General features: G+C 66.4%; 21 protein-coding genes and 1 pseudogene. 12 read left to right on the top strand and 10 right to left on the bottom strand.

Annotated features, from left to right (window positions below; genetic code table 11):
* Window positions 1-10: 10 nt before the first annotated feature.
* Entirely contained in the window at window positions 11-235 is a 225-nt protein-coding gene (locus tag U858_RS0125175) for a DUF3717 domain-containing protein (protein ID WP_025139899.1), read from the bottom strand.
* A 131-nt stretch (window positions 236-366) separates the two neighbouring features.
* Between U858_RS0125175 and U858_RS0125170 the strand changes: the two genes are divergently transcribed.
* The 6 genes from U858_RS0125170 (at window position 367) to U858_RS0125145 (ending at window position 7,172) form a co-directional block, all read left to right on the top strand.
* Window positions 367-1,014 (top strand): glycine zipper 2TM domain-containing protein, encoded by a 648-nt coding sequence (locus tag U858_RS0125170; protein ID WP_025139898.1) that lies wholly within the window; start codon window positions 367-369, stop codon window positions 1,012-1,014.
* Window positions 1,015-1,059: 45 nt separating this feature from the next.
* Window positions 1,060-1,857 (top strand): PhaM family polyhydroxyalkanoate granule multifunctional regulatory protein, encoded by a 798-nt coding sequence (locus U858_RS0125165; protein ID WP_025139897.1) that lies wholly within the window; start codon window positions 1,060-1,062, stop codon window positions 1,855-1,857.
* Between the two features lie 63 nt (window positions 1,858-1,920).
* Window positions 1,921-3,294, top strand: a complete 1,374-nt coding sequence (gene glmU, locus U858_RS0125160) for a bifunctional UDP-N-acetylglucosamine diphosphorylase/glucosamine-1-phosphate N-acetyltransferase GlmU (RefSeq protein ID WP_025139896.1) — start codon at window positions 1,921-1,923, stop codon at window positions 3,292-3,294.
* On the top strand, window positions 3,291-4,682 hold the full coding sequence (locus U858_RS0125155; protein ID WP_025139895.1) for an MFS transporter: 1,392 nt from the start codon (window positions 3,291-3,293) through the stop codon (window positions 4,680-4,682). Before glmU ends, U858_RS0125155 begins: the two co-directional genes overlap by 4 nt.
* A 100-nt stretch (window positions 4,683-4,782) precedes the next feature.
* Window positions 4,783-6,105 (top strand): UDP-glucose/GDP-mannose dehydrogenase family protein, encoded by a 1,323-nt coding sequence (locus U858_RS0125150; protein ID WP_025139894.1) that lies wholly within the window; start codon window positions 4,783-4,785, stop codon window positions 6,103-6,105.
* Window positions 6,102-7,172 carry a glycosyltransferase family 4 protein gene (locus U858_RS0125145; RefSeq protein ID WP_025139893.1) on the top strand — a complete coding sequence of 357 codons (1,071 nt, stop codon included), beginning with the start codon at window positions 6,102-6,104 and terminating at the stop codon, window positions 7,170-7,172. Before U858_RS0125150 ends, U858_RS0125145 begins: the two co-directional genes overlap by 4 nt.
* Window positions 7,173-7,274: 102 nt before the next feature.
* On the opposite strand, the gene U858_RS0125140 is transcribed toward U858_RS0125145, so the two are convergent.
* Together U858_RS0125140 and U858_RS0125135 are read right to left on the bottom strand one after the other, a co-directional pair.
* Window positions 7,275-7,589 carry a hypothetical protein gene (locus U858_RS0125140; RefSeq protein ID WP_025139892.1) on the bottom strand — a complete coding sequence of 105 codons (315 nt, stop codon included), beginning with the start codon at window positions 7,587-7,589 and terminating at the stop codon, window positions 7,275-7,277.
* 119 nt (window positions 7,590-7,708) lie between these two features.
* Complete coding sequence (locus tag U858_RS0125135) at window positions 7,709-8,197, bottom strand: Lrp/AsnC family transcriptional regulator (RefSeq protein WP_025139891.1); 489 nt, start codon at window positions 8,195-8,197, stop codon at window positions 7,709-7,711.
* 163 nt (window positions 8,198-8,360) lie between these two features.
* Between U858_RS0125135 and glmS the strand changes: the two genes are divergently transcribed.
* The gene (gene glmS, locus U858_RS0125130; RefSeq protein WP_025139890.1) at window positions 8,361-10,193 is read left to right on the top strand and encodes a glutamine--fructose-6-phosphate transaminase (isomerizing); all 1,833 of its coding nucleotides are present in this window, start codon (window positions 8,361-8,363) and stop codon (window positions 10,191-10,193) included.
* Between the two features lie 161 nt (window positions 10,194-10,354).
* On the opposite strand, the gene U858_RS0125125 is transcribed toward glmS, so the two are convergent.
* Entirely contained in the window at window positions 10,355-11,356 is a 1,002-nt protein-coding gene (locus U858_RS0125125; RefSeq protein WP_025139889.1) for a nucleotidyltransferase domain-containing protein, read from the bottom strand.
* A 263-nt stretch (window positions 11,357-11,619) separates the two neighbouring features.
* Between U858_RS0125125 and U858_RS0125120 the strand changes: the two genes are divergently transcribed.
* Entirely contained in the window at window positions 11,620-12,426 is an 807-nt protein-coding gene (locus U858_RS0125120) for an IclR family transcriptional regulator (protein ID WP_025139888.1), read from the top strand.
* A 28-nt stretch (window positions 12,427-12,454) separates the two neighbouring features.
* On the opposite strand, the gene U858_RS0125115 is transcribed toward U858_RS0125120, so the two are convergent.
* From U858_RS0125115 to U858_RS0125095, 5 genes are all read right to left on the bottom strand, one after another.
* Window positions 12,455-13,174, bottom strand: a complete 720-nt coding sequence (locus tag U858_RS0125115; protein WP_025139887.1) for an SDR family NAD(P)-dependent oxidoreductase — start codon at window positions 13,172-13,174, stop codon at window positions 12,455-12,457.
* Window positions 13,175-13,179: 5 nt separating this feature from the next.
* On the bottom strand, window positions 13,180-13,968 hold the full coding sequence (locus tag U858_RS0125110; protein WP_025139886.1) for an SDR family oxidoreductase: 789 nt from the start codon (window positions 13,966-13,968) through the stop codon (window positions 13,180-13,182).
* A 67-nt stretch (window positions 13,969-14,035) separates the two neighbouring features.
* On the bottom strand, window positions 14,036-15,013 hold the full coding sequence (locus U858_RS0125105; RefSeq protein ID WP_025139885.1) for a tripartite tricarboxylate transporter substrate binding protein: 978 nt from the start codon (window positions 15,011-15,013) through the stop codon (window positions 14,036-14,038).
* 39 nt (window positions 15,014-15,052) lie between these two features.
* Window positions 15,053-15,790: an SDR family NAD(P)-dependent oxidoreductase gene (locus U858_RS0125100; RefSeq protein ID WP_025139884.1), complete on the bottom strand. Its 738-nt coding sequence runs from the start codon at window positions 15,788-15,790 to the stop codon at window positions 15,053-15,055.
* Window positions 15,791-15,795: 5 nt separating this feature from the next.
* Entirely contained in the window at window positions 15,796-16,323 is a 528-nt protein-coding gene (locus tag U858_RS0125095) for a 2,4'-dihydroxyacetophenone dioxygenase family protein (RefSeq protein WP_025139883.1), read from the bottom strand.
* 137 nt (window positions 16,324-16,460) lie between these two features.
* On the opposite strand from U858_RS0125095, the gene U858_RS0125090 reads away from it, so the two are divergent.
* The 4 genes and pseudogenes from U858_RS0125090 to U858_RS0125075 all read left to right on the top strand — a co-directional run bounded on the left by U858_RS0125090 (window position 16,461) and on the right by U858_RS0125075 (window position 20,596).
* Window positions 16,461-17,084 carry a hypothetical protein gene (locus U858_RS0125090; protein ID WP_025139882.1) on the top strand — a complete coding sequence of 208 codons (624 nt, stop codon included), beginning with the start codon at window positions 16,461-16,463 and terminating at the stop codon, window positions 17,082-17,084.
* A gap of 151 nt (window positions 17,085-17,235) precedes the next feature.
* A pseudogene (locus U858_RS33950) lies at window positions 17,236-18,639 on the top strand (RtcB family protein).
* A 95-nt stretch (window positions 18,640-18,734) separates the two neighbouring features.
* Window positions 18,735-19,526, top strand: coding sequence for a fused MFS/spermidine synthase (locus U858_RS0125080; protein WP_025139881.1), 792 nt, complete (start codon window positions 18,735-18,737; stop codon window positions 19,524-19,526).
* Between the two features lie 176 nt (window positions 19,527-19,702).
* Complete coding sequence (locus U858_RS0125075; protein ID WP_025139880.1) at window positions 19,703-20,596, top strand: DUF4261 domain-containing protein; 894 nt, start codon at window positions 19,703-19,705, stop codon at window positions 20,594-20,596.
* A gap of 87 nt (window positions 20,597-20,683) precedes the next feature.
* On the opposite strand, the gene U858_RS0125070 is transcribed toward U858_RS0125075, so the two are convergent.
* Window positions 20,684-21,916, bottom strand: coding sequence for an MFS transporter (locus U858_RS0125070; protein WP_025139879.1), 1,233 nt, complete (start codon window positions 21,914-21,916; stop codon window positions 20,684-20,686).
* Between the last annotated feature and the right edge of the window lie 9 nt (window positions 21,917-21,925).

Raw genomic sequence — 21,925 nt, 5'->3', positions numbered from 1 at the left:
GCCCCGCAGGCTAGTCGCTGCCGCCTGCGGCCACCCAGCCGGCCAGCGCGGCGCGCGCCTTGTCGCTGAGTTCGGCGGCAGGGATGTCGCGGCGGTGCGAAATGATCATCAACGCATAGGGGGCGGCCAGCGCGGCGGCCTCGGGGCAGAGGCGCGATTCGTCGCCGACCGACGGCGAGACGTTGCGCCAATAGTTGATGGCCGCTTCGATCTGGGGCAAGGTAATGGAATCCATGCGCCTATTGTCCACGAATGGACGGGGCTGTCCAAGGCCGGAAATGCGGCAAAGAAGCGTCACCATCGCAACATGCCGATACCGCGTCCGGGTGCTATACCACTGCCGGTTAGCAACGATGGAGCATCGTCATGAATTCGAATCCGACCCAATCTTCCCGCCGCGCCCTGCATCCGCTGGTCGGGGCCGCCGCGATCGCCGTCATCGTCATGTGCTCGGTGGGCGTTGCCGCCGTGATGGGCTGGCTGCCGACCCCATCGGCCACGCCGCACCCCGAGGACCCCGCCGTGGCCCAGGCCGGCCCCGAAGGGGCGAATCTGGCGCCCACCCAGCCCGGCGCGCCCGTGCAGGCGGCCCGCCAGCCCACCGCCCAGGCGCAGCCCCAGGGCCGTCCTGCCGCGCCCGCGACGCAGCCGCCGGCGCAGGCCTGCCACACCTGCGGCGTGGTCGAGACCATCCGTCAGGTGCAAGTGCCGGTCAAGGACAATAGCGACCATCTGGTCGGCACCATCGCCGGCGGTGCGGTGGGCGGCGTGGTCGGCAACCAGTTCGGCGGCGGCAACGGCAAGACCGCGCTGACCGTGCTGGGCGCGGTGGGCGGCGCTTTGGCAGGCCGTGAAGTTGAGCGTAATATCAGACAGCAACAAACGGTGACGCACTACGAGCTCACGGTACGCATGAACGACGGCAGCGCGCGCCAATTCCGCAGCGCCCAGCCGTTCGCGTTTGCATCCGGCGACCACGTGCGAGTGGAGAATAATCAGCTGCTGCCGGGGTAAGGCATCCCGGCCGGCAGCCCTTTGCGATCTATGGGGAGACCAGGAATGAGCGACCAACACAGCAATCCGTTCGTCCTACCCGGCATGGGCCAGCATTCCGACCTGTCGGGCAACCCGCTGCTGGCCAGCATGGAAATGATGCGCCAGGCATGGGCCGGCCTGACCGGCCCGGGCGGGCTGGCGAGCAGCCTGCCGATGGCGCCGCCCATGAACCTGGAAGACCTGGACCGCCGTATCGCCGAGCTGCGGTCGGTGGAAAACTGGCTGCGCATGAACCTGTCGATGCTGTCCAGCACGATCCAGGGCATGGAAGTGCAGCGTTCCACCATCAGCACCTTGCGCGCCTTTGTCGATTCGGCGGCCAACATGGATCTGGGCGCGCTGCGTGAAAGCGGCGCGGCCTCGCCCCTGGAGGTGGTGCTGGGCCTGAAGCCGGCACCGGCAGCGGCCAGGAGCGCACCGACCAAGGCGGCCGAAGCCAAGCCCGCCGATGCCAAGGCCGCCGATGCTAAGACCGATTCGGCGGCGGGGGCCGACGCCCAGCCCGGCATGACCGAACAGATGGGCGCGGCAGCGCAATCGGCCTCCAAGGCGTGGTGGGATCTGCTGCAGCAGCAGTTCAACCAGATTGCCGCTGCCACGGCCGCGTCGATGCCCGGCGCCGCGCCGGACGCAGGCAATGCACCCAAGGGCAAGGCCGGCGGCTCGCAGGCTGCCGCCGCGCCGACGGCCAAGGCGGCCGCCAAGCCCGCTGCGAAGTCACCCGCCAAGAAGGCCGCACGCAAGCCGGCCGCGTCGAAGGCGGCAACCAAGAACACGGGGCCTGCCGACGGCAAGCCCTGATCTTTCAATCCCGATTTGGGGCGGCGCGGTGCCGCCCCGATCGATTCCAACACGTCAGAACTTATGCTTAATGTAGTGATTCTCGCCGCCGGACTGGGCAAGCGCATGCAGTCCGACCTTCCCAAAGTGCTCCACACCCTGGCCGGAAAGCCGATGCTGGCCCACGTGCTGGACAGCGCCCGCCAACTGGAACCCGCCCGCGTCATCGTGGTGGTCGGCCATGGCGCCGACCGGGTCAAGCAGGCCTTCGGTGGCCAGGACGACCTGCAATTCGCGTTGCAGCAGCCGCAGCAGGGTACGGGCCATGCGGTGCAGCAGGCGGTGCCGCTGCTGCTCGAAGGCGACGGCAAGGACGACGTGACGCTGGTGCTCTATGGCGACGTGCCGCTGGTGCAGCCCGAAACGCTGCGCCGCCTGTTGGACGCGCGGGGCGACGGCGCCGCGGTGCTGACCGAAGTGCTGGCCGATTCCACCGGCTATGGCCGCATCGTGCGTGACGCCGCCGGCAATGTCTGCCGCATCGTCGAGCACAAGGATGCCTCGGACGCCGAACGCGCCATCAAGGAAGTCAACACCGGCATCCTGGCCGCGCCGACCGCCAGGCTGAAAGACTGGCTTTCGCGCATCGACAACAACAATGCCCAGGGCGAGTACTACCTGACCGACGTCGTGGGCCTGGCCGTGACTGACAGCGTGCCGGTGGGCGCGGCCCAGCCGGGCGCGTCCTGGGAGACGCTGGGCGTGAACAGCCGTGTGCAGCAGGCCGAGCTGGAACGCCGCTGGCAGGGCGAGCAGGCCCGCCGCCAGCTGGAAGCCGGCGTGACGCTGGCCGACCCGGCGCGTTTCGACGTGCGCGGCTCGCTGACCTGCGGCCGCGATGTGTTCATTGACGTGGGCTGCGTGTTCGAAGGCAAGGTCACGCTGGCCGATGGCGTGCGCGTGGGCCCGCACTGCGTGCTGCGCGACGTGAGCGTGGGCGCGGGGACGCAGATCGAGGCCTACAGCCATCTGCAAGAGGCCCAGGTGGGCGGCGATGCCCGCGTGGGCCCGTATGCCCGCCTGCGCCCCGGCGCTGAACTCGGCGACCGCAGCCATGTCGGCAACTTCGTCGAGATCAAGAAAAGCGTGCTGGGCGCGGACAGCAAGGCCAATCACCTGGCCTACATCGGCGACGCCACCATCGGCGCACGCGTCAACGTGGGCGCGGGCACCATCACCTGCAACTACGACGGCGTGAACAAGCACCGCACCGTCATCGAAGACGACGCCTTCATCGGCTCGGACACGCAACTGGTGGCCCCGGTGCGCGTGGGCCGCGGCGCGACCCTGGGCGCCGGCACCACCCTGACCCGCGATGCGCCGGCCGACAAGCTGACCGTGTCGCGCGCCAAGCAGGTCACCATCGACGGTTGGCAACGGCCGGTCAAGAAGTCGTGACGCCACAGGCGTCCGAGGCGTCGGGCGGCGGCGCCAAGCCCGCCGCGCCCGACGGCCTGCCGGTACCTCGCCGCTACTGGGCGGCGGCCACCGTGATGACCGGCATCAGCCTGTCGGTCCTGGACACCACCATCGCCAATGTGGCCCTGCCCACCATCGCGGCCGACCTGAACGCGTCGCCCGCGCAGGCCGTGTGGGTGGTCAACGCCTACAACCTGGCGGTGGTGATGATGCTGCTACCCCTGTCGGCGCTGGCCGAACGCATCGGCTTTCGCCGCATGTTCACGTTCGGGCTGGTGCTGTTCACCCTGGCGTCGCTGGGCTGCGCGCTGGCCGGTTCGCTGCTGCAGCTGACGCTGGCGCGGGTGTTTCAGGGCGTGGGGGCGGCCACGCTGATGTGCCTGTTCGGCGGGCTGGTGCGCAATATCTATCCCCTGAAAATGCTGGGCCGGGGCATCAGCATCAACGCCACTACGGTGGCGGTGATGTCGGTGCTGGGGCCCACCATCGGCTCGGCCATCCTGTCGGTGGCGCCGTGGCCCTGGATTTTCGCGGTCAACCTGCCGATCTGCGTGCTGGCCATGTTCGGCCTGCGCCATCTGCCCGAGGTGCCGCGCAACGACGTGCGGCTGGACTGGGTCAGCGCCCTGCTCTGCATGGCGACGCTGGGCGTGTTCATTTCGGGCATCGACATGATGGGGCAGGACTTGCTGCGGGGCATCGGCCTGGTGGCGATCTCGGTGGTGGCCGGCATGGTGCTGGTGCGCCGGGCCAGCCGCCAGCCCGCGCCGCTGGTGCCGGTGGACCTGCTGCGAATCCGGCAATTGGCCTTCGCCGTCGGGGCGTCGGCCTGCACCTTTGCCGCGCAGATGGCGTCCTACGTATCGTTGCCGTTCTATTTCCAGCAGGTGCTGGGCCGGCCCTACCTTGAGGTGGGCCTGCTGATGGGGGCCTGGCCGGTGGGCACGGCCCTGATCGCACCGGTGGCCGGGCGCCTGTCCGACCGCTATTCCGCCGCCACGCTGAGCGGCGTGGGGGCGACCGGCATGGTCATCGGCATGCTGTGGCTGGCGGCCCTGCCGGCGTCCGTGGGCAACGTGCCGATCATTGCCGGCATGTTCGTGGCGGGTGTGGGCTTCGGCTTTTTCCAGACCCCGAACAATCGCGCCATGCTGTCGGCGGCGCCGCGTGCGCGCAGTGGCGCGGCGGGTGGCCTGCAGGCCACCACCCGGGTGTTCGGCCAGAGCTTCGGCACTGCGCTGGTGGCGATCGCCTTCAGTGTCAGCGCCGCGCACGGCCCCGGGCTGGCCCTGGTGCTGGGCACGATCTGCGCCGCCCTGGCGGTGGTCGTGAACACGGTCCGCTTCAACAAGCTGCGGGCCATCTAGGGCGCGCCAGACCCGACGGCCCGGCGGCTTCTATAATGGCCGCCGGCGCCGGGTCTGCAATGCCCGGCGCAACGATTACCTATTTTTAAGGCGTTCAGGCATGAAGATCACGGTCGTGGGTACCGGTTACGTGGGGTTGGTGTCGGGAGCGTGCCTGGCCGACATGGGCAACGATGTCATGTGCCTGGACGTGGATGCGGCCAAGATCGCCCTGCTGCGCCAGGGGGGCATCCCCATCTATGAACCCGGTCTGGAAGACCTGGTCCGGCGCAACGTGCAGGCCGGCCGCCTGCATTTCACCGACGACGTGGCCCAGAGCGTGGCCTTTGGCGACGTGCAGTTCATCGCCGTGGGCACCCCCCCGGGCGAGGACGGCTCGGCCGACCTGAAATACGTGCTGGCCGCCGCCCGCAATATTGCGCGCCACATGACCAGCCGCAAGCTGGTCGTGGACAAGTCCACGGTGCCGGTCGGCACCGCCGACAAGGTGCGCGCGGTGATCGAGCAGGAGCTGGCCGCACGCGGCGTGCAGGTGCCGTTCAGCGTGGCGTCCAACCCCGAATTCCTGAAGGAAGGCGCGGCGATCAACGACTTCATGAGCCCGGACCGGGTCATCGTCGGCGCCGACGACGACTACACCGTCGGCATCATGCGCCGTATCTACGAACCGTTCCAGCGTACCCATGACCGCCTGATGGTGATGGACGTGCGGTCGGCCGAACTGACCAAGTACGCCGCCAACGCGATGCTGGCCACCCGGATTTCGTTCATGAACGAGATGGCCAACCTGGCCGAAGCGCTGGGCGCCGACATCGAGCAGGTGCGCCGCGGCATTGGTGCGGACCCCCGCATCGGCTACCACTTCCTGTACCCCGGCGCGGGCTATGGCGGCTCGTGCTTCCCCAAGGACGTGCAGGCGCTGGTCAACACCGCCGCCGAGAACCGCCTGCCGATGCGCGTCATCGAAGCGGCCGAGGCCGCCAACCACGCGCAGAAGTTCCGCTTGTCGGAAAAGCTGGTGCAGCACTACGGCGAAGACCTGCGTGGCCGCAAGTTCGCCTTGTGGGGCCTGTCGTTCAAGCCCAATACCGACGACATGCGCGAAGCGCCCAGCCTGACCATCATTGCCGAACTGACGCGCCGCGGCGCCACCGTGCGCGCCTATGACCCGGTGGCCATGCACGAGGCCGCCCGCGTGCTGGTGGGCCAGCCTGGCGTGAGCTTCGCCACCGACATGTACGATGCGCTGGACGGCGCCGACGCGCTGTTGATCGCCACCGAATGGAAGGTGTTTCGCGCGCCCGACTTCGATCGCGTCAAAGCGCTGCTCAAGACACCGTTGATTCTGGACGGCCGCAACCTCTACACGCCGGCCGACGTGCGCGCCCTGGGCTTCGAGTATTCGGGCATCGGCCGCGCATGAAGATCCTGCAGCTCAACTTCGAGAAAGGTTGGCGCGGCGGCGAACGCCAGACGCTGTATTGCATGCGCGCGTTCCGCAATGCCGGCCACCAGGTCGAAGTGCTGTGCCGCGAAGGCGGCCCGCTGGCCGAGCGCGTACGCCAGGAAGGCTTCGTGGCGCATACCTGCCGCAACGTGCCGGCCCAGCTGCGCTTTCTGGCATCGCAGGGCAAGGGATACGACATCATCCACGCCCAGACGGCCAACACCATCACCTGGGCGGTGCTGACCAAGTGGCTGCACCGCCGTCCGGTGGTGTTTTCACGCCGCACCTCGTTCGTGGTCAAGCCGGGCGAGGAATGGAAGACCGGCTTCAAGTGGCGCCACACTGACCTGTTCGTGGCCATCAGCGACATGGCCGCCAGCGAGCCGCGCCGGCTGGGGCTGGACCCGGTCATCATCCGCAGCGCGGTTGAGCCGCATGTGATCAACCAGGAAAATGTTGCCGCGCTGGTGCGTGAATTCGACCTGGACGGCAAGAAGGTCATGGCCACGTCGGCCGCGCTGATCCGCGACAAGGACCCGGTGACGCTGGTGCGCGCCGTGGGCGAGCTGGCCAAGACGCGCCGCGACTTCGTCTTCCTGCATTTCGGCGCCGGCGGCGACCGCGAACAGCAGGCGCGCGACGAAGCGCGGCTGCTGGGCATCGAAGACGTCTATCGCTTCGCGGGCTTTCGCAAGGGCGTCGAGGACTTCTACAGCATCCTGGATGTGTTCGTCATGAGCTCCGAGGAAGAAGCCCTGGGCAGCAGCGTGCTGGACGCCTTCCTGCAGCGCGTGCCGGTGGTGTCCACCGATGCCGGCGGCCTGAAGGAAAGCCTGGCCGACGGCCGCGGCGTGCTGTGCGCGGTGGCGGATTTCCACGCCATGGCCCAAGGCATGGCGCGCTGCCTGGACGACGCGGCCTTCCGCCAGGAAATCACCGACCGCGCATACGACTACGTGCGCAACGAGCATGACGTGCAGAAGATGGGCAATCGGTATCTGGCGCAGTTCGAGCGGCTGCTGGGTGCGCGGGCTGGCCGTTAGGCGTGCGACATCAAGAAGTGGAACGCCTTTGACGTGCAAGGGCCATCTGCGCGTATTGCAGATCCCGAAGTGTGGAGGTCCGTCGAAAGTCGGTTACCCACTTCACAGCACCCCTTCCATCGCGGCTTCCCAGCGTACCGCCTTGGGCAACCCGAATTCCGTACGGGCTTGTTGATACAACGCTTCCGCTTCTTCGAGTCGGACACCCGCTTCGAAGCAGGCTCTGCCGATGCATTCAGGCTCCAATTCGATGAACATGCCTGCCAGTAGCTCTTTCACGAGTGCATCGCCGGGCACCGATGACAGGTCGCTGGAACGTAACGCAGCGATGATGTGGGCCGTTTGCACCACCAGGCCGTAAGGGGCATTGAGGTGCGTCGCAATCATATCGAGATATGGGGTGGCATGTTTCTGCAACGAATACTCCGTCCGGGACCGTCTGGCGTCTTTCGCCGGAATGTTGCCAATTGTCTTCTGCCAAGCACCGAGAACGGCGTATTCACTAGTGATTCGGACGTTATTGCGTCGGATTCTGCTTAACGCTGCAGATCGATCCGTGTTTCAAACTTGGCCCGGTGCACCGAGAAGAACGTGCGCACGTTGCGCACGTTGGCGTGCGCGGTGAAGGCGCGATGCGCCAGCGCGTGGTAGGCGGGCATGTCTTTCACCTGGGCGATCACCACGAAATCCGGGCCAGGCGACACCCGATAGCATTGCAGCACGGCCGGTTCGGTCAGCAGCGTCTGTTCGAAGGCGTCCAGGCTTTCGGCCGCCTGCACATCCAGCGTGATCTCGACGATGGCGGTCAGCGTGCTGCCCAGCTTGTCGGCGGCCAGGATGGCCACCTGGCGTTCGATGACCCCCTCTTCCACCAGCCGCCGGACCCGCCGCAGGCAGGTCGGGGGCGATGCATGCACCCGCAAGGCCAGGTCCTGGTTGGTCAGCGAATTGTCTTCTTGCAGCTGTTCCAGGATGCGCAGGTCCAGATCATCCAGCTCGGGCAGGGCATTGGGCGGGGTTGGCATGGTGTTTTGAATAATTAATTCATTGAAAACACATTGGTGAAATATTATTTAATCACAAATGGGTAAGTAAATAAACTGTCAAATATGAGCAGATAAAGAAATCAAATTTCTTTAGGGTGCGCGCACAATGCGTTCCGTACTCGAACTTTCAGGAGTCTCTCCCATGTGTGGCATTGTTGGCGCCGTCGCTCAGCGCGACATCACCCCGATCCTCGTCGAAGGCCTCAAGCGGCTGGAATACCGGGGTTACGACTCCTGCGGCGTCGCCGTGTACGCTGACGGCCATCTGCGCCGCACGCGCAGCACGCAGCGCGTGGCCGAATTGGCCGATCAGGTGGCCCAGGACCACGTCCAGGGCTTCACGGGCATCGCCCACACCCGTTGGGCCACGCACGGCGTGCCGGCCACGCACAACGCCCACCCGCACTTCTCGCGCCTGGGCAACGACGAACCGCGCATCGCGCTGGTGCACAACGGCATCATCGAAAACCACGACGAACTGCGCGCCGAGCTGCAGGCCGTGGGCTACGTCTTCGAAAGCCAGACCGATACCGAAGTGATCGCGCACCTGGTCAACCACCTGTACGCCGGCGACCTGTTCGAAGCCGTGCAGAACGCCGTGCGCCGCCTGCATGGCGCCTACGCCATCGCCGTGTTCTGCCGCGACGAACCGCACCGCGTGGTCGGCGCCCGCCAGGGTTCGCCCCTGGTGGTGGGCGTGGGCCAGAACGAGAACTTCCTGGCCTCCGACGCGCTGGCGCTGGCCGGCACGACCGACCAGATCATCTACCTGGAAGACGGCGACGTCGTCGACCTGCAGCTGTCGCGCGTCTGGATCGTGGACGCCAACGGCAAGAGCGTGGACCGTGAAGTGCACACCGTGCACGTGCACACCGGCGCGGCCGAACTGGGCCCGTACCGCCACTACATGCAGAAGGAAATCTTCGAGCAGCCGCGCGCCGTGGGCGATACGCTGCAGGACATCGAGGCCATCACGCCCGAGCTGTTCGGCGACGACGCCTACAAGATCTTCAAGGACATCGATTCCCTGCTGATCCTGGCCTGCGGCACCAGCTACTACGCCGGCCTGACCGCCAAGTACTGGATCGAGTCCATCGCCAAGATTCCGGTGGCCGTGGAAATCGCCAGCGAATACCGCTATCGCGACAGCGTGCCCAACCCGCGTTCGCTGGTGGTCACGATTTCGCAGTCGGGCGAAACGGCCGACACGCTGGCTGCGTTGAAGCACGCCCGTTCGCTGGGCATGGAAAACACGCTGACCATCTGCAACGTGTCCACCAGCGCCATGGTGCGCGAGTGCAAGCTGTCGTACATCACCCGTGCCGGCGTTGAAATCGGCGTGGCCTCGACCAAGGCCTTCACCACGCAGCTGACCGCGCTGTTCCTGCTGACCCTGGCGCTGGCGCAGGTGCGCGGCCGCCTGAGCGACGAGCAGGAAGCCGAGCACCTGAAGGCGTTGCGCCACCTGCCCGTGGCCATTGGCTCGGTGCTGGCGCTTGAGCCGCAGATCATGGCCTGGGCCGACCGCTTTGCCTCCAAGGAAAACGCGCTGTTCCTGGGCCGCGGCATGCACTACCCGATCGCGCTGGAAGGCGCGCTCAAGCTCAAGGAAATCAGCTACATCCACGCCGAGGCCTATCCGGCCGGCGAACTCAAGCACGGCCCGCTGGCCCTGGTGACCGAGCACATGCCCGTCGTCACCATCGCGCCCAAGGACGAGCTGCTGGAAAAGCTGAAGTCCAACATGCAGGAAGTGCGCGCCCGCGGCGGCGAGCTGTATGTGTTTGCCGACGCCGACAGCAAGATCCAGAGCGGCGAAGGCATGCACGTGATCCGCATGCCCGAGCACTACGGCAAGCTGTCGCCGATTCTGCACACGGTGCCGCTGCAATTGCTGTCTTACCACACGGCCTGCGCACGGGGCACGGATGTGGACAAGCCGCGCAATCTGGCCAAGAGCGTGACGGTGGAGTAAGGCGCGAGTGAGGATGGTCAACCCGAATTTGAGTGCATGGGTTTGACTTGATTCGACAGCCAACGGCGGCTACGGTAATTCGTAGCCGCTGTCGTTTTACCTGCCTGGATCACCCAGCTTCGTCGAGCGGAGTGCTTTCTCACGGCAAGTACATCGCGATGCTACAGATCTCGAGCCCGTGCTCGAATCCATTCAGGAATCGGCTTGATATCGTCCAGGGATAGGTGAGGCATCCACGCTTCGACCAGAGTCAATACCGCGGTCGCTTGCAGATAGTCCCGACGCCGTTTGCCGGCCTCTCGATCACTCTGTTCGCTCAGCCATAACTTGAATAGGCCGAACGCGCGCGGGTCCACTGTTGTCATGGTCGCCATGTCGCCGCTGGAGCTGATGACCACTTGCTCGAACTTCGGCGCCGACAGCAGCCAATCCATGTTGTGGACTTTCACGGCCCAGAAGTCTTCGGCATTGGCCCAGACCTGACCGGGCTCCGAGTTTTGGTAGCCTTCATTGCGTTTGATCAGGTCGACCTGGTAGCCGTCGTTGTTCATCAGTGTGAAAGGCCGGTCTTCCATTTTGCCGAAAGACGCGTCCGCGCGCTGAATGATGCCCAGCAGCCCCTTTGGATCCGGGCTGACGATTTTCAGCGTCGACCGGCTGTCCCAGAGCAGGTCCAGATCCTGGGTGGCCATGATGGCATCAGCGAAGGTGACGCTGGCTGCCGTGGCGTAGGCATACATGGCGTTCGTTCCGATCGTGATGATTTTCCTGGCCAAGCCGGCGGCTTCAATTTGAGCCAAGACCTTGGTGACGGGCGGAGGTACATCACCAAGCCGTAAGGCTCGATTGATTTTCAACTGCTTGTCCAACTTGGCCGTCAGCGAGCTCAAGCGTTGGCGGCTGGCTTCCGAGCGCTCGGTGTGGATTCGATGAATTTCTTCGGTTTTGTCGCTGCGAGGACCTAGGCTTTTACGTTGGCGGACGCCGCGGTCATGGCGCGCACTGATCAGGTAGTCCGTGCCGCCCGACTTTTCCCAGGTCAGACGCGCCTGATATTTCTTTGCCTCTTCGAAGGCAGAGCGATAGCTGGCGTAGAGTTGCTGCGCGTCGATGATCTGCTTGAGCTTGTCCTCTGGCACCTCCTGGAATGCAGTTTTTTTCATAAGTAGATGATTTATAAGAAATTTGGGCGGTTTTCGTATATTTGACCTAAATCGCCCAAAAGTCAATAAAAACAGTGTCTTAGATATTTGTCTGTACGGTGAGCCCTTGCATAACGGCCATGGCCCGCACTGGTTGGTTGAAGGTCAGGTCGATCAGGGAAACGCGCAGAGCGCGAATTCAGGTGTCTAATTCTGCAGTCCTATGTAAATCAAGAGGCTGATAGGCTTTGCGACCCCCTGGTTCAGTAGTTGATTCCACCGCCATGCCCGCCACCGCCCAGGTGGCGGGCACCGCCGCGTTCTCCAAGTTCGTGCATCTGCTGCAGCTGGTGGCAGACCGCGATACGGCGATGACCGTGGCCGAGTTGTGCAAGGTGTCCGGCTATCCGCGTCCCACCGTGTACCGCACGGTGTATGCGCTGATTGCCGAAGGCCTGTTGTCCGAGAGCGTGGTGTCGGGGCGGCTGGAACTGGGGCCGCGGCTGATCCAGCTGGCCAATCGCAGCTGGAAGCGGTCGGACCTGCGCCTGCTGGCGATGGCGGACCTGACGCGCTTGCGCGACATCACGGGCGAGACGGTGCACCTGGCGGTGCCCAATGCGGACCAGATGGTCTATATCGAAAAGCTGGAAAGCCCGAAGGCGGTGCGCATGACGTCGCGCGTGGGCACCAGCGTGGCGATGCATTCGAGTTCGGTGGGCAAGGCCTATCTGGCCTTTCTGGACGAAGCGCCGCGCGAGCAATTGCTGCGCGAATTGCCGCAGCCCTGGAAGGTCTTCACGCCGCAGACGCTGACCGACGTGGCCGCGCTGCGCACGCAGCTGGAGCGGTACCGCGAGCGGGGCTGGGCCATTGACGACGAAGAGCAGGAAGCGGGCATCCGGTGCTTTGGCGCGCCGATCTTCGGCAAGCTAGGCGCGCCGGTGGCCTGCATCAGCGTGAGCACGTTGCTGTTCCGCCAGGAAGAGGACGTGCAGCGCAAGTACGTGGCGCCGCTGCTGGAGGCGTGCCGGTCGATCTCGCGGCTGTTGCAGGACACGCCGGCCTCGTACAGCGCCGAAGCGCCCTGAGGCCGGCCATCCCGACCTCTGGCCTGCGTCAAGCCGCCAGATAGCCGCCGTCGACCGGCAGGATATGGCCGGTGATGAAGCCGGCCGCGGGCGAACACAGGAATACCGCCGCACGGGCCACGTCTGCCGGCAGGCCCCAGCGTCCCAATGCGGTGCGTTGCAGGATCGGGCCGGAACGCGCGGGATCGTCTTGCAGCGCCTGCGTGAGCGGGGTGGCGATCCAACCTGGCGCGACGGCGTTGACCCGGATGTTCTCGGCCGCATAGGCCAGCGCCAGCGACTTGGTCAGCTGCGCGACCCCGCCCTTGCTGGCCGAGTACGCCGGCACCAACGCGCCGCCGAAGAAGCTCAACATTGATGCGGTATTGACGATGACGCCGCCTTGCCTGGCCAGCAGCGGGCGCGCCGCGGCGCAGGTGCGCATGGTGCCGGTCAGGTTCACGGCCAGCACCTGTTCGAACACGTCCAGGTCGTGTTCGGCGTTGCGGCGGATGATGCCGGCGCAGTTCACCAGGATGTCCAAGCGGTCCAGCGTGCCGAACAGGCGGTCGACGTCCTGCTGCTTGCTGGAGTCGGCCAGTTCGACGCGCACGCCGGACGCCAGCGAGCCGTCGCCCGCATCCAGGCCGGTGGCGACGACGCGGGCGCCCAGCGCGTGCAACTGATTGGCGATGGCGGCGCCGATGCCCTGGGTGGCGCCGGTGACCAGCGCGGTCTTGCCTTGGAAGAGATCAGGTTGGTAGGTCATGGAGTTCAGTAGGTGCCGGGGTAGGCGCCGCCGTCGGCCAGCAGGTTCTGTCCGGTGATGTAGGCGGCCTGGGTGCTGCACAGGAAGGCGCAGATGGCGCCGAATTCTTCGGCGTTGCCGAAGCGACCTGCGGGAATGGCCTGCTGGCGGGCCTCGCGCAGCGCATCGGCGTCGCGGCCGGTCTTGGCGGCGGTGGCGGCCAGCGTGGCGTTCAGGCGGTCGGTGGCGAAGGCGCCGGGCAGCAGGTTGTTGATCGTGACGCCGCGGGCGGCCAGGCTGCTGCGGGCCACGCCGGCCACGAAGCCGGTCAGGCCGCTGCGTGCGCCGTTGGACAGGCCCAGGACGTCGATGGGCGCTTTCACGGAACTGGAGGTGATGTTGACGATGCGCCCGAAGCCGCGTTCGGCCATGGCGTCGACGGTGGCCTTGATCAGTTCGATGGGCGTGAGCATGTTGGCATCGACGGCCTTGATCCAGGCGTCGCGGTCCCAGTCGCGGAAGTCGCCAGGGGGCGGACCGCCAGCGTTGGTGACGACGATGTCGAAGTCGCGCTGCACGCCGAAGACCGCCGCGCGGCCGGCTTCGGTGGTGATGTCGGCGGCGATGGCGCGCACCTGGGCGCCGTGGGCGGCTGCCGCTTTGAGCTGGCGTTCGGCCGCCTGCAGGGCATCGGCGCCGCGCGCCACGATCAGCACGTGCACGCCTTCGCGCACCAGCGCCAGCGCGCAGCCATAGCCCAGGCCCTTGCTGGCGCCGCACACCAACGCCGATTTGCCTTGTATGCCCAGATCCATGTCTTGTCTCTCCAAAGGTGCGGGGCGCAGCCAGGCCGCGCCCCGGGTTGCAGCGTGATCCGCCGGGTTATTGCTGGCGCAGGGCCAGCTTGTCGATCAGCGCCTTGAAGGTCGCGTCGTCACGCCGCATGGTGGCTTCGAAGCCGGCGGAATCGGCATAGCGGTAGCCCAGGTTCTGCTTTTCCAGGGTCTGCCGGAAGGCCGGTTCTTCTGCGATCTTGGCGGCCGCGGATTGCAGCTGCGCGATGATCTGCGGCGGCGTGCCCAGCGGGGCGGCAATGCCGCGCCAGGTGCCGATGGACAGGTCGATATTACGTTCCTTCAGCGTGGGCACGTTCTCGAAGCCGGGCACGCGCTGGTCGGCCATGACGGCCAGCATCTTCAGCTTGCCGGCCGTGACGTAGGCGGCGACCTCGGCGGGGCTGACGGCCACGGCGTCGATGTGGCCGCCCAGCAGCGCTAGCACGGCGGGGTTGGCGCCGTTGAAGGGGATGTGGTTGAACTTGGCGCCGATCTTGTCTTCAAACGCGGCGGTGGCCAGATGCCAGATCGAGCCCGTGCCGGCGTTGCCGATCTGCAGGCCGGCCTTGTCTTTCCTGGCCGCTTCGATGAAGCCTTCGATGGTGGTGTGCGGCGAATCGGCGCGCACGGTGATGGCGGATGGGTCGGCGTTCAGCTGCGCCACCGGCACGAACTTGTCGTAGGTGGTCTTGCTGATGCCCGGGTGCGGAATGATGGCCAGGTCGGCGGTGACCAGGCCCAGCTTGTAGCCGTCTGGCCGTGCGCCGGCCACTTCGGCAAAGCCGATGCCGCCGGAGGCGCCGGGCTTGTTCAGCACCACCACGGTTTGCGGCAGGTGGTTGCGGGCCGCGTCGGCGAAGGCGCGAGCCATGGCGTCGGTGCCGCCGCCAGCCGCAAAGGGCACCACCAGTTCGATGGCGCGCGCGGGGTAGGCCGCGTTCTGGGCCTGGGCGCCGAACGCGGCCAGGCCGAGCGCGGCGCCGATCATGCACCGCGCAAGCGCGGCAGTCGTAAGAGGTTTCATGCGTTGTCTCCTTGGGTTTTTTTTATGCAGGTGCCGCGGTCAGTAGGTGGCGCGTCCTCCCGACAGGTCGAATACCGCGCCGGTGTTGAAGCTGCACGATGCCGAGCAGAGCCATGCGACCAGTTCGGTCACCTCGCGCGGTTCGCCCAGCCGGCGCAGCGGGCTCTTGGCGATCATGGTTTCCACGTGGCTGGGGTCCATCTGTTCCAGCAACTGGGTCTTGACGGCCGCGGGCGCCACGGCATTGACCAGCACGCCGCTGCCCGCCAGTTCCTTGCCCAGCGATTTGGTCAGCGCGATGACGCCGGCCTTGGCTGCGCTGTAGGCGGATGCGTTGGGCGTGCCCTCTTTGCCGGCCAGCGAGGCGATGTTGACGATGCGGCCGTGCTGCGCCGCGCGCATCACCGGCACCACGGCGCGGCAGACGTTGAAGAGGCCAACCAGGTTCACGTCGATGATGCGGCGCCATTCGTCGGGGTCGTAGGCATCCAATGGCACGGTCGAGCCGGCAAAGCCGGCGCTGTTGACCAGGGCGTCGATGCGGCCGTACCGGCCGACCCCATCGCGTACCGCGGCGTCGATGCTGGCCGGGTCGGTGACGTCGACCCGCAGGCTGTGCGCCGCCGGGTCGTTGCGACAGGGCGCCAGGTCCCAGGCGACGGTGGCGGCGCCGCTGTCGTGCAGGTACTGGACGATGTCCGCGCCGATGCCGGCCGCGCCGCCCGTCACCACCACGACGTGGCCGCGGAAGTCGTAGCGGGCGCGGGTGTCTGCCACCGCCGTCATCGGATGAACTGCTGCACGTAGTCGATGCCCAGGCCGACGGCTTCGTAGTGCTTGCGGCACATGTCGATCTTGGTGAAGACGTCTTCGTAGCCCATGCCCTTGCCCCACGGGTCGGTGTAGTACATGACGCCGTTGACCTGGAAGAACGTGATCATTTCTTCGACATCAGGCGGCACGTACAGGGTGTGGGTTTCGCCGGGGGGTTCGAAGACATAGCTGCCTTCCGTGGCTTCCCAGTCGTGTTCCAGGTAGCGCCAGCGGCCCTTGAGCACGAAGCCGTGCACCGCCTGCGGGTGGCGGTGGCGGCTGAGCACGCCGGTCTTGCGCACGCGCAGCAGGTTGGTCCAGTAGCCCTGGCTGGCGTTCAGACAGAGCGGGCGGAACCAGACGTTCTCGGCCTGCGGCACCCAGACGCGTTCGTCGTCCGGGATCGCGCTGGGCACCACGATTTCGGGCAGGGCGTCGGACGGATTGGGGTACTGGTACGGCATCAGGGGCTGTTCGTCGCGGCTGTCTAGCGGCATGCGTGTCCTTTATGTGGTCAATTGTTCATAATATGGACTTTATAAGAGGAGCCGGACAGCCGTGTCACTTAGGTTTTTCACCTACGGGATGTCGGTGCCCGGGGTTACAGTCGGTTTTTCCTCACAGGACGGACGCCGTGACCCTGGACGAGTATTTCGCCGCGATCGATGCCCCGGGCTTTGCCGCGCTGGGTTTGCTGCCGCGCGACCGGGCCATAGACCTGACCGAGGCCATGCGGGGTCATCCGGTGGTCGACCTGCTGCAAGGGCAGGTACTCGATGACCCCGAGACCAGCAATCACCATCTGCTGCTGGCCCGGGCGCCGTTGACGGGCCGCGTGTTGTATCTGACCCACGACGGCGACAGCCGCGTGGTGTTCGATTCCCTGGCGGACTTTGTCGCGGCGGCGCGCCTGGCGGGCGAGCAAGAGCGGGAGGTGGAGGAACTGCATCCCGAGCTCTCTCCGCTCGTGGATGGCCAGCCGCCGTTGAGCGGCCTGATCCGCGAACTGCTGCAACAGGAATCAGGTGGGGACGTGGTGCTGACAGTGATCCCGTCGCTGGACCTGGGCGATCTGGCGTTGCTGGAAACGCTGGCGCGGGATGACGATTTCTTTCTGGGTGAAGCGGTGGCGATGGCGATCGAAAGGCGACCATCGTGGGCGCTGCGCGCGGTCGCGGCGCTGTGCCAGGCGCATCCGCACATTCAGGTGTCCAAGGCGGGCACGCGCGCGCTGCGGCGGATCGACGCGCTGGGGTAGCGGCGGCGGCCGGCGCGTTGCGGCTTCGCAACGCGTCACGCCGCGTTTCTCGCACGGACGCGGAACCCTCTGTACACTTCGGCCTCCTCCTGGCGCTGCTGCTGGGGGTACAACGCCTTCCGGAACACGGAGGCCTTTCTGTACCTGTTTGATGGCAGCGAAAGTGAAGAACATCTCCCGTTTGAAATCCGCCCTGAAACGGCAGGGCATCCAGGTGGAACACCAGCATGGCGTGTACCACCTGAGCAATGAACAGGCGCAAGCGTCTGTTCTTCTCCCCGCGGCGCTTCCCCTCGAGGAAAAGGCCGTACATCAACTGCTTGCCTTTGCGTCGGTGCGTTCGCCCGATGCCGGCCATGGCGTCTGCAAAGCGTGTGCAACGCCGGATTTCCATCCGGGCAGCATCGCGCCGGTGGGCACCGTGGTGGCGACCGACAGCGGCTTCGTCATTCCGGCGGCGGTCGGCACGGACATCAACTGCGGCATGCGTTTGCTGACCACCGGTCTGGCGCACACGGCGGTCGAACCCTTCAAGGCGGAACTGATACGCCGGCTGACGCGCGTGCTGCTGGAAAACGGCCGCAACGTGCCGGTGCCCAGCAAGGCGTTCAAGGCGCTGTTCGACGACAGCCCGGATGCGTTTCTCGATAGCCTTGCGGCCGACGGCCTGTGGGCGGGTGTGCAGCGCGATCAGTTGCACGCCGAACTGGCGCAGTGCGTCAGCCTGTCGGATTTCGACAGCGCGGCCCGCTATGCGCCGCAAGGCATGGTGGATGGCCGCGAGACCATCCGCGACCCGGGTCTGGGCACGACGGGCGGCGGCAATCACTTCGTGGAATTGCAGATCGTTGACGAGGTGCTGGACCGGCATGCGGCCTATGCGGCCGGCCTGGTGAAGGGCGACGTCGTCGTCATGATCCACACGGGTTCGCGAGACGTGGGCTTTCACGTGGGGGCGCGCTGGATGGACCGCGCGCGCGCCGAGTGGCCCAAAGGGCTGAAGCACCCGGACAGCAAGCTGTATGGGTTGTCTGGCGCCCTGGCGCAGGAATACCTGCAGGCCATGGGCACGGCGGCCCGCTACGCCTAGGCCAACCGCATGGTGCTGGGCGAGATGGTGCGCCAGGCGCTGGACGCCACGATCGGTGGCATGCGCTCGCGCCTGGTCGTGGACGTGCCGCATAACGTGGTGCTGCGCGAGCAGGGGCTGAACATCCACCGCAAGGGCGCGACGCCCGCGCGGGCCGGCGACCTGGCCTTGATTCCCGGATCGATGGGCGATTTCAGTTTCGTGGCGACGGGCCTGGGCAATGCGGATTGGCTGTGGTCATGCAGCCATGGTGCGGGCCGCAGCATGCGCCGGCAGGAAGTGCGCCGGACGCGGCACGAGACCTCGCCGGGCACCTGGCAATGCGTGACGCTGCGCGAAGAGCGCCGCATCGAAGAGGCGCCGCACGCCTACAAGCCGATCGGCCCCGTCCTGCAAGCGCAGGAAGAGGCGGGGCTGATCCGGTCGGTGGCGCGGCTCAAGCCGTGGGTCACGTTCAAGGCGTGATGGGTCAGGCCGACACTGCTACCTGGGCGCCGCCATCCAGCGCCTGGGCGGCCTGCTTTCAGGCGGATATCCTGGAGGTGGTATCTTCTGCGTCCATGTCCCGACACGATCCGTCCCCTTCCTTGCCCGAACCCTCCCAACCGTCTGGTGCCAGCGGCGAGCCGCCGCTGCGCCCCTTCATCCAGGAATCCGGCACCACCCGGACCCTGCATTTCTCGGAAAAAGTCATCCAGAGCCGCATGTCCACGCTCAATCCGGATGCGCTCGACCTCGAGTACACGCGGATGATGATGGGCTTCGTGCTGTTCACGCCCGCCCCGGCCGACATCCTGATGGTGGGCCTGGGCGGCGGCTCGCTGGCCAAGTTCTGCTACCGCTACCTGGCGCGTTCGCGCATCGAGGTGGTGGAAATCGACTCCGGCGTGATCGCACTGCGCGACGCGTTCCTGGTGCCGCGCGACGATGCCCGCTTCCGGGTGGTGCAGGCCGACGCAGCCGATCATCTGCGCGGCTTGCGGGATGCGGCCGACGTGCTGCTGCTGGATGGATTCGGGGACTCGGGCATTCCCGATGCCCTGTGTTCGGCCGAGTTCTACGCCGACTGCTACGAGGCGCTGCGCGACGACGGCATTCTGGTGATCAATTTCCACCTGAACCATCCGAATCACCGCGACTATCTGGATCGGGTGCGGGCCTCGTTCGGCGCGTCGATGTTCGAGGTGGTGGACGACGACATGACCAACAGCATCGTGTTCGCCTGCAAGGGCGAACGGCTGGATGATCCGGCGGCAGCCGAACTGAAGCGGCCCGAGTCGATTCCGAAGGATGCCTGGCGCCAGTTGATGCCGACGCTGCGAGTGATCGGCGCGACGCGCGAATTGAAGTGAATCGAGGTGACGTGCCAGGGCGCGACATGATCGGGGTGGCGTGAAATGAGGCCTGATTTCGCGCCACATCGAACGTCCCGTTTCGCGTAGCCGATTTTTGTTGCACATTGTCAGTCAGCTTTTTGCCCGCGCTTGATAGCATCCCCGCTTTCTCCGGACAGGTCTGCTCCCCCTCCATGAGTCTCATCTCCCGTTTTTTCGGCCGCAATGAATCTCCTGCCGCCGCCGCACTGACCGCGAATCCGGCCATCGAGCATTCGGTCAGCCTGCAAGTGGTGTTCAGCGCCCCGCTGGCGTTGACGAACGATGCGCTGACCACCGCACTGCGCGCCTATCACCCGGATATGCGCCAGGCCCGCGCCGAGATCGAACCCGACCTGCCCGACCTGTTCGCCATGGTTGGCTGGGGCAAGCATGTCGTGCGGCTGCTGGGTTTCAATTTGCCCTATCCACAGGAATCAATCGAAGCCTGCGTGGCGCCGGCGCACTATCCCGCGGATGTCAAGGCCCAGGTACGTGCGCAAGTCAGCCATGTACTGCTGTACTACACGGGCTTCGAGGAAGACACGCTGGAACAGTACGTGGCGCTGGCCGCAGTGGCCGGCGCGTTGTCGGACTTCAACGCGGTGGCGGTGCTGAACGAGCATGCGCACACCTCGTTGCCGGCTGGCGTATTCACACGTGAATCCATGGGCGACGAAAGCCTGGACGTCTTGCGCTCGCTGCCGCTGACCATGCTGTACTGCGGCTTCGTGAAGTACGAGGTCGAGGGCACGGAAGGCGTCTGGATGCGCACCTATGGCGCCGACGCATTCGGACTGCCGGATTTCGCCGCGCTGGCCGAAGGCCACCACGAGGGCGAGTTGTATTCCGGCATGTTCAACAACATCATGGCTTACCTGCTGGATAGCGGCGCCGAGCTGGCCGCGGGCCACACGATGCAGATCGGTGAAACCAGCTACATGAAACTGCGCGAGCCGGCCGAGTCGGAGTATTTCCTGCACGGCCCGGACACCGTGCTGGTGGCGGAAATCATCGACGCCTCGCAGATCAACCAGCCGGAAGTTTGATTTCGATCGTCATCCGGCCGAATCGGGCCGTCAGCGCTGCATCGCAGTGCTGACGGCCTTTTTTTGCGGTTCGGCGTCAGCCCTGCATCACGCCGGGCAATCGGCGCGGCGGCGCAGGCGCAGCCGGCCCGGCAGCACGCGCAGCAACAGCGCACCGCTCGCCGCCAACGTGGCCACCCCCGTCACCCCCAGCCAGCCCCAGTTGGCCAGCGCCAGGCTGCCCAGCGCGCCGCCAGCCGCCATGCCGATGAACACGCTGACCATCAGCACCGCGTTCAAGCGGCTGCGGGCGGCGGGGTCGATGCCGTAGACGATGCTCTGGTGCGCGATCAGCGCCACCTGGATGCCCAGGTCAAAGCCGATGGTGCTGGCCGCCAGCAGCCATAGGCCGGACTGCGGCGACAGCAGCGGCAGCAGCGCCATGACGGCGAAAGACAAGGCGGTCAGCGCGGCGCCCAGGCGGCTGACGGCGTGCGGGCCGCGCCGGTCGGCATGGCGCCCGGCCAGCGGGGCGGCCAGGGCGCCCGCGGCGCCGGCCAGGCCAAAGGCGCCGGCCGCGGCCGAGCCCAGGTGGTACGGCGCGCCATGCAGCATGACGGCCAGCGTCGACCAGAACGCACTGAAGCCCAGCGACAGCAGCCCTTGCGCGATGGCGGCGCGGCGCAGCTCGCCGTGCTGGCGCCATAGCCTGCCCAGCGAACGCAGCAGTTCGGTGTAGGGCAATTGGGTCGTCGGCGCAAAGGCGGGCAGCCCGCGCCACAGGGCCCCGCCCAGCGCCAGGATGGACACGGCGGCCGCCAGGAACATGGCGCGCCAGCCCAGCTGCTCGGCAACCAGGCCGCTGATCACCCGCGACAGCAGGATGCCCAGCAGCAGGCCGGTCATGACCGTGCCGACGATGCGGCCGCGATGGGCCGGAGGCGCCAGCGTGGCGGCGGCGGGCACGATGTCCTGCGCCAGGGTGGCCGACAGACCGATGGTGAAGCTGGCCGCCAGCAACACGCCGGCCGACGGCGCCACACCGGCCAGCAACAGGGCCGCGGCCAGGGCGGCGACCTTCATCAGCACGATGCGCTTGCGGTTGTAGCGGTCGCCCAGCGGCGCCAGCGTCAATATGCCAAACGCATAACCAAGCTGCGTCAGCGTGGGAATCCAGCCCAGTTCGGCAGCGCTGGCGTGCAGGTCCGCGCCCAGGATGCCGAGCATGGGCTGGTTGTAATACAGCGAGGCGACCGCCAGGCCGGCGCCAATGGCCAGCAGCAGCACGAGACGGGCGGAAAGCTCCTGGGGAGCGGGATGGGCGTGAGCGTCGGGGGGCATGGGGGAATC

The sequence above is a fragment of the Achromobacter sp. DH1f genome (genome assembly GCF_000633435.1).
Lineage (GTDB): Bacteria > Pseudomonadota > Gammaproteobacteria > Burkholderiales > Burkholderiaceae_B > Achromobacter > Achromobacter deleyi.
The sequence above is the reverse complement of the archived record's forward strand: the minus strand, read 5'-3'. Positions and strand labels throughout refer to the sequence as shown.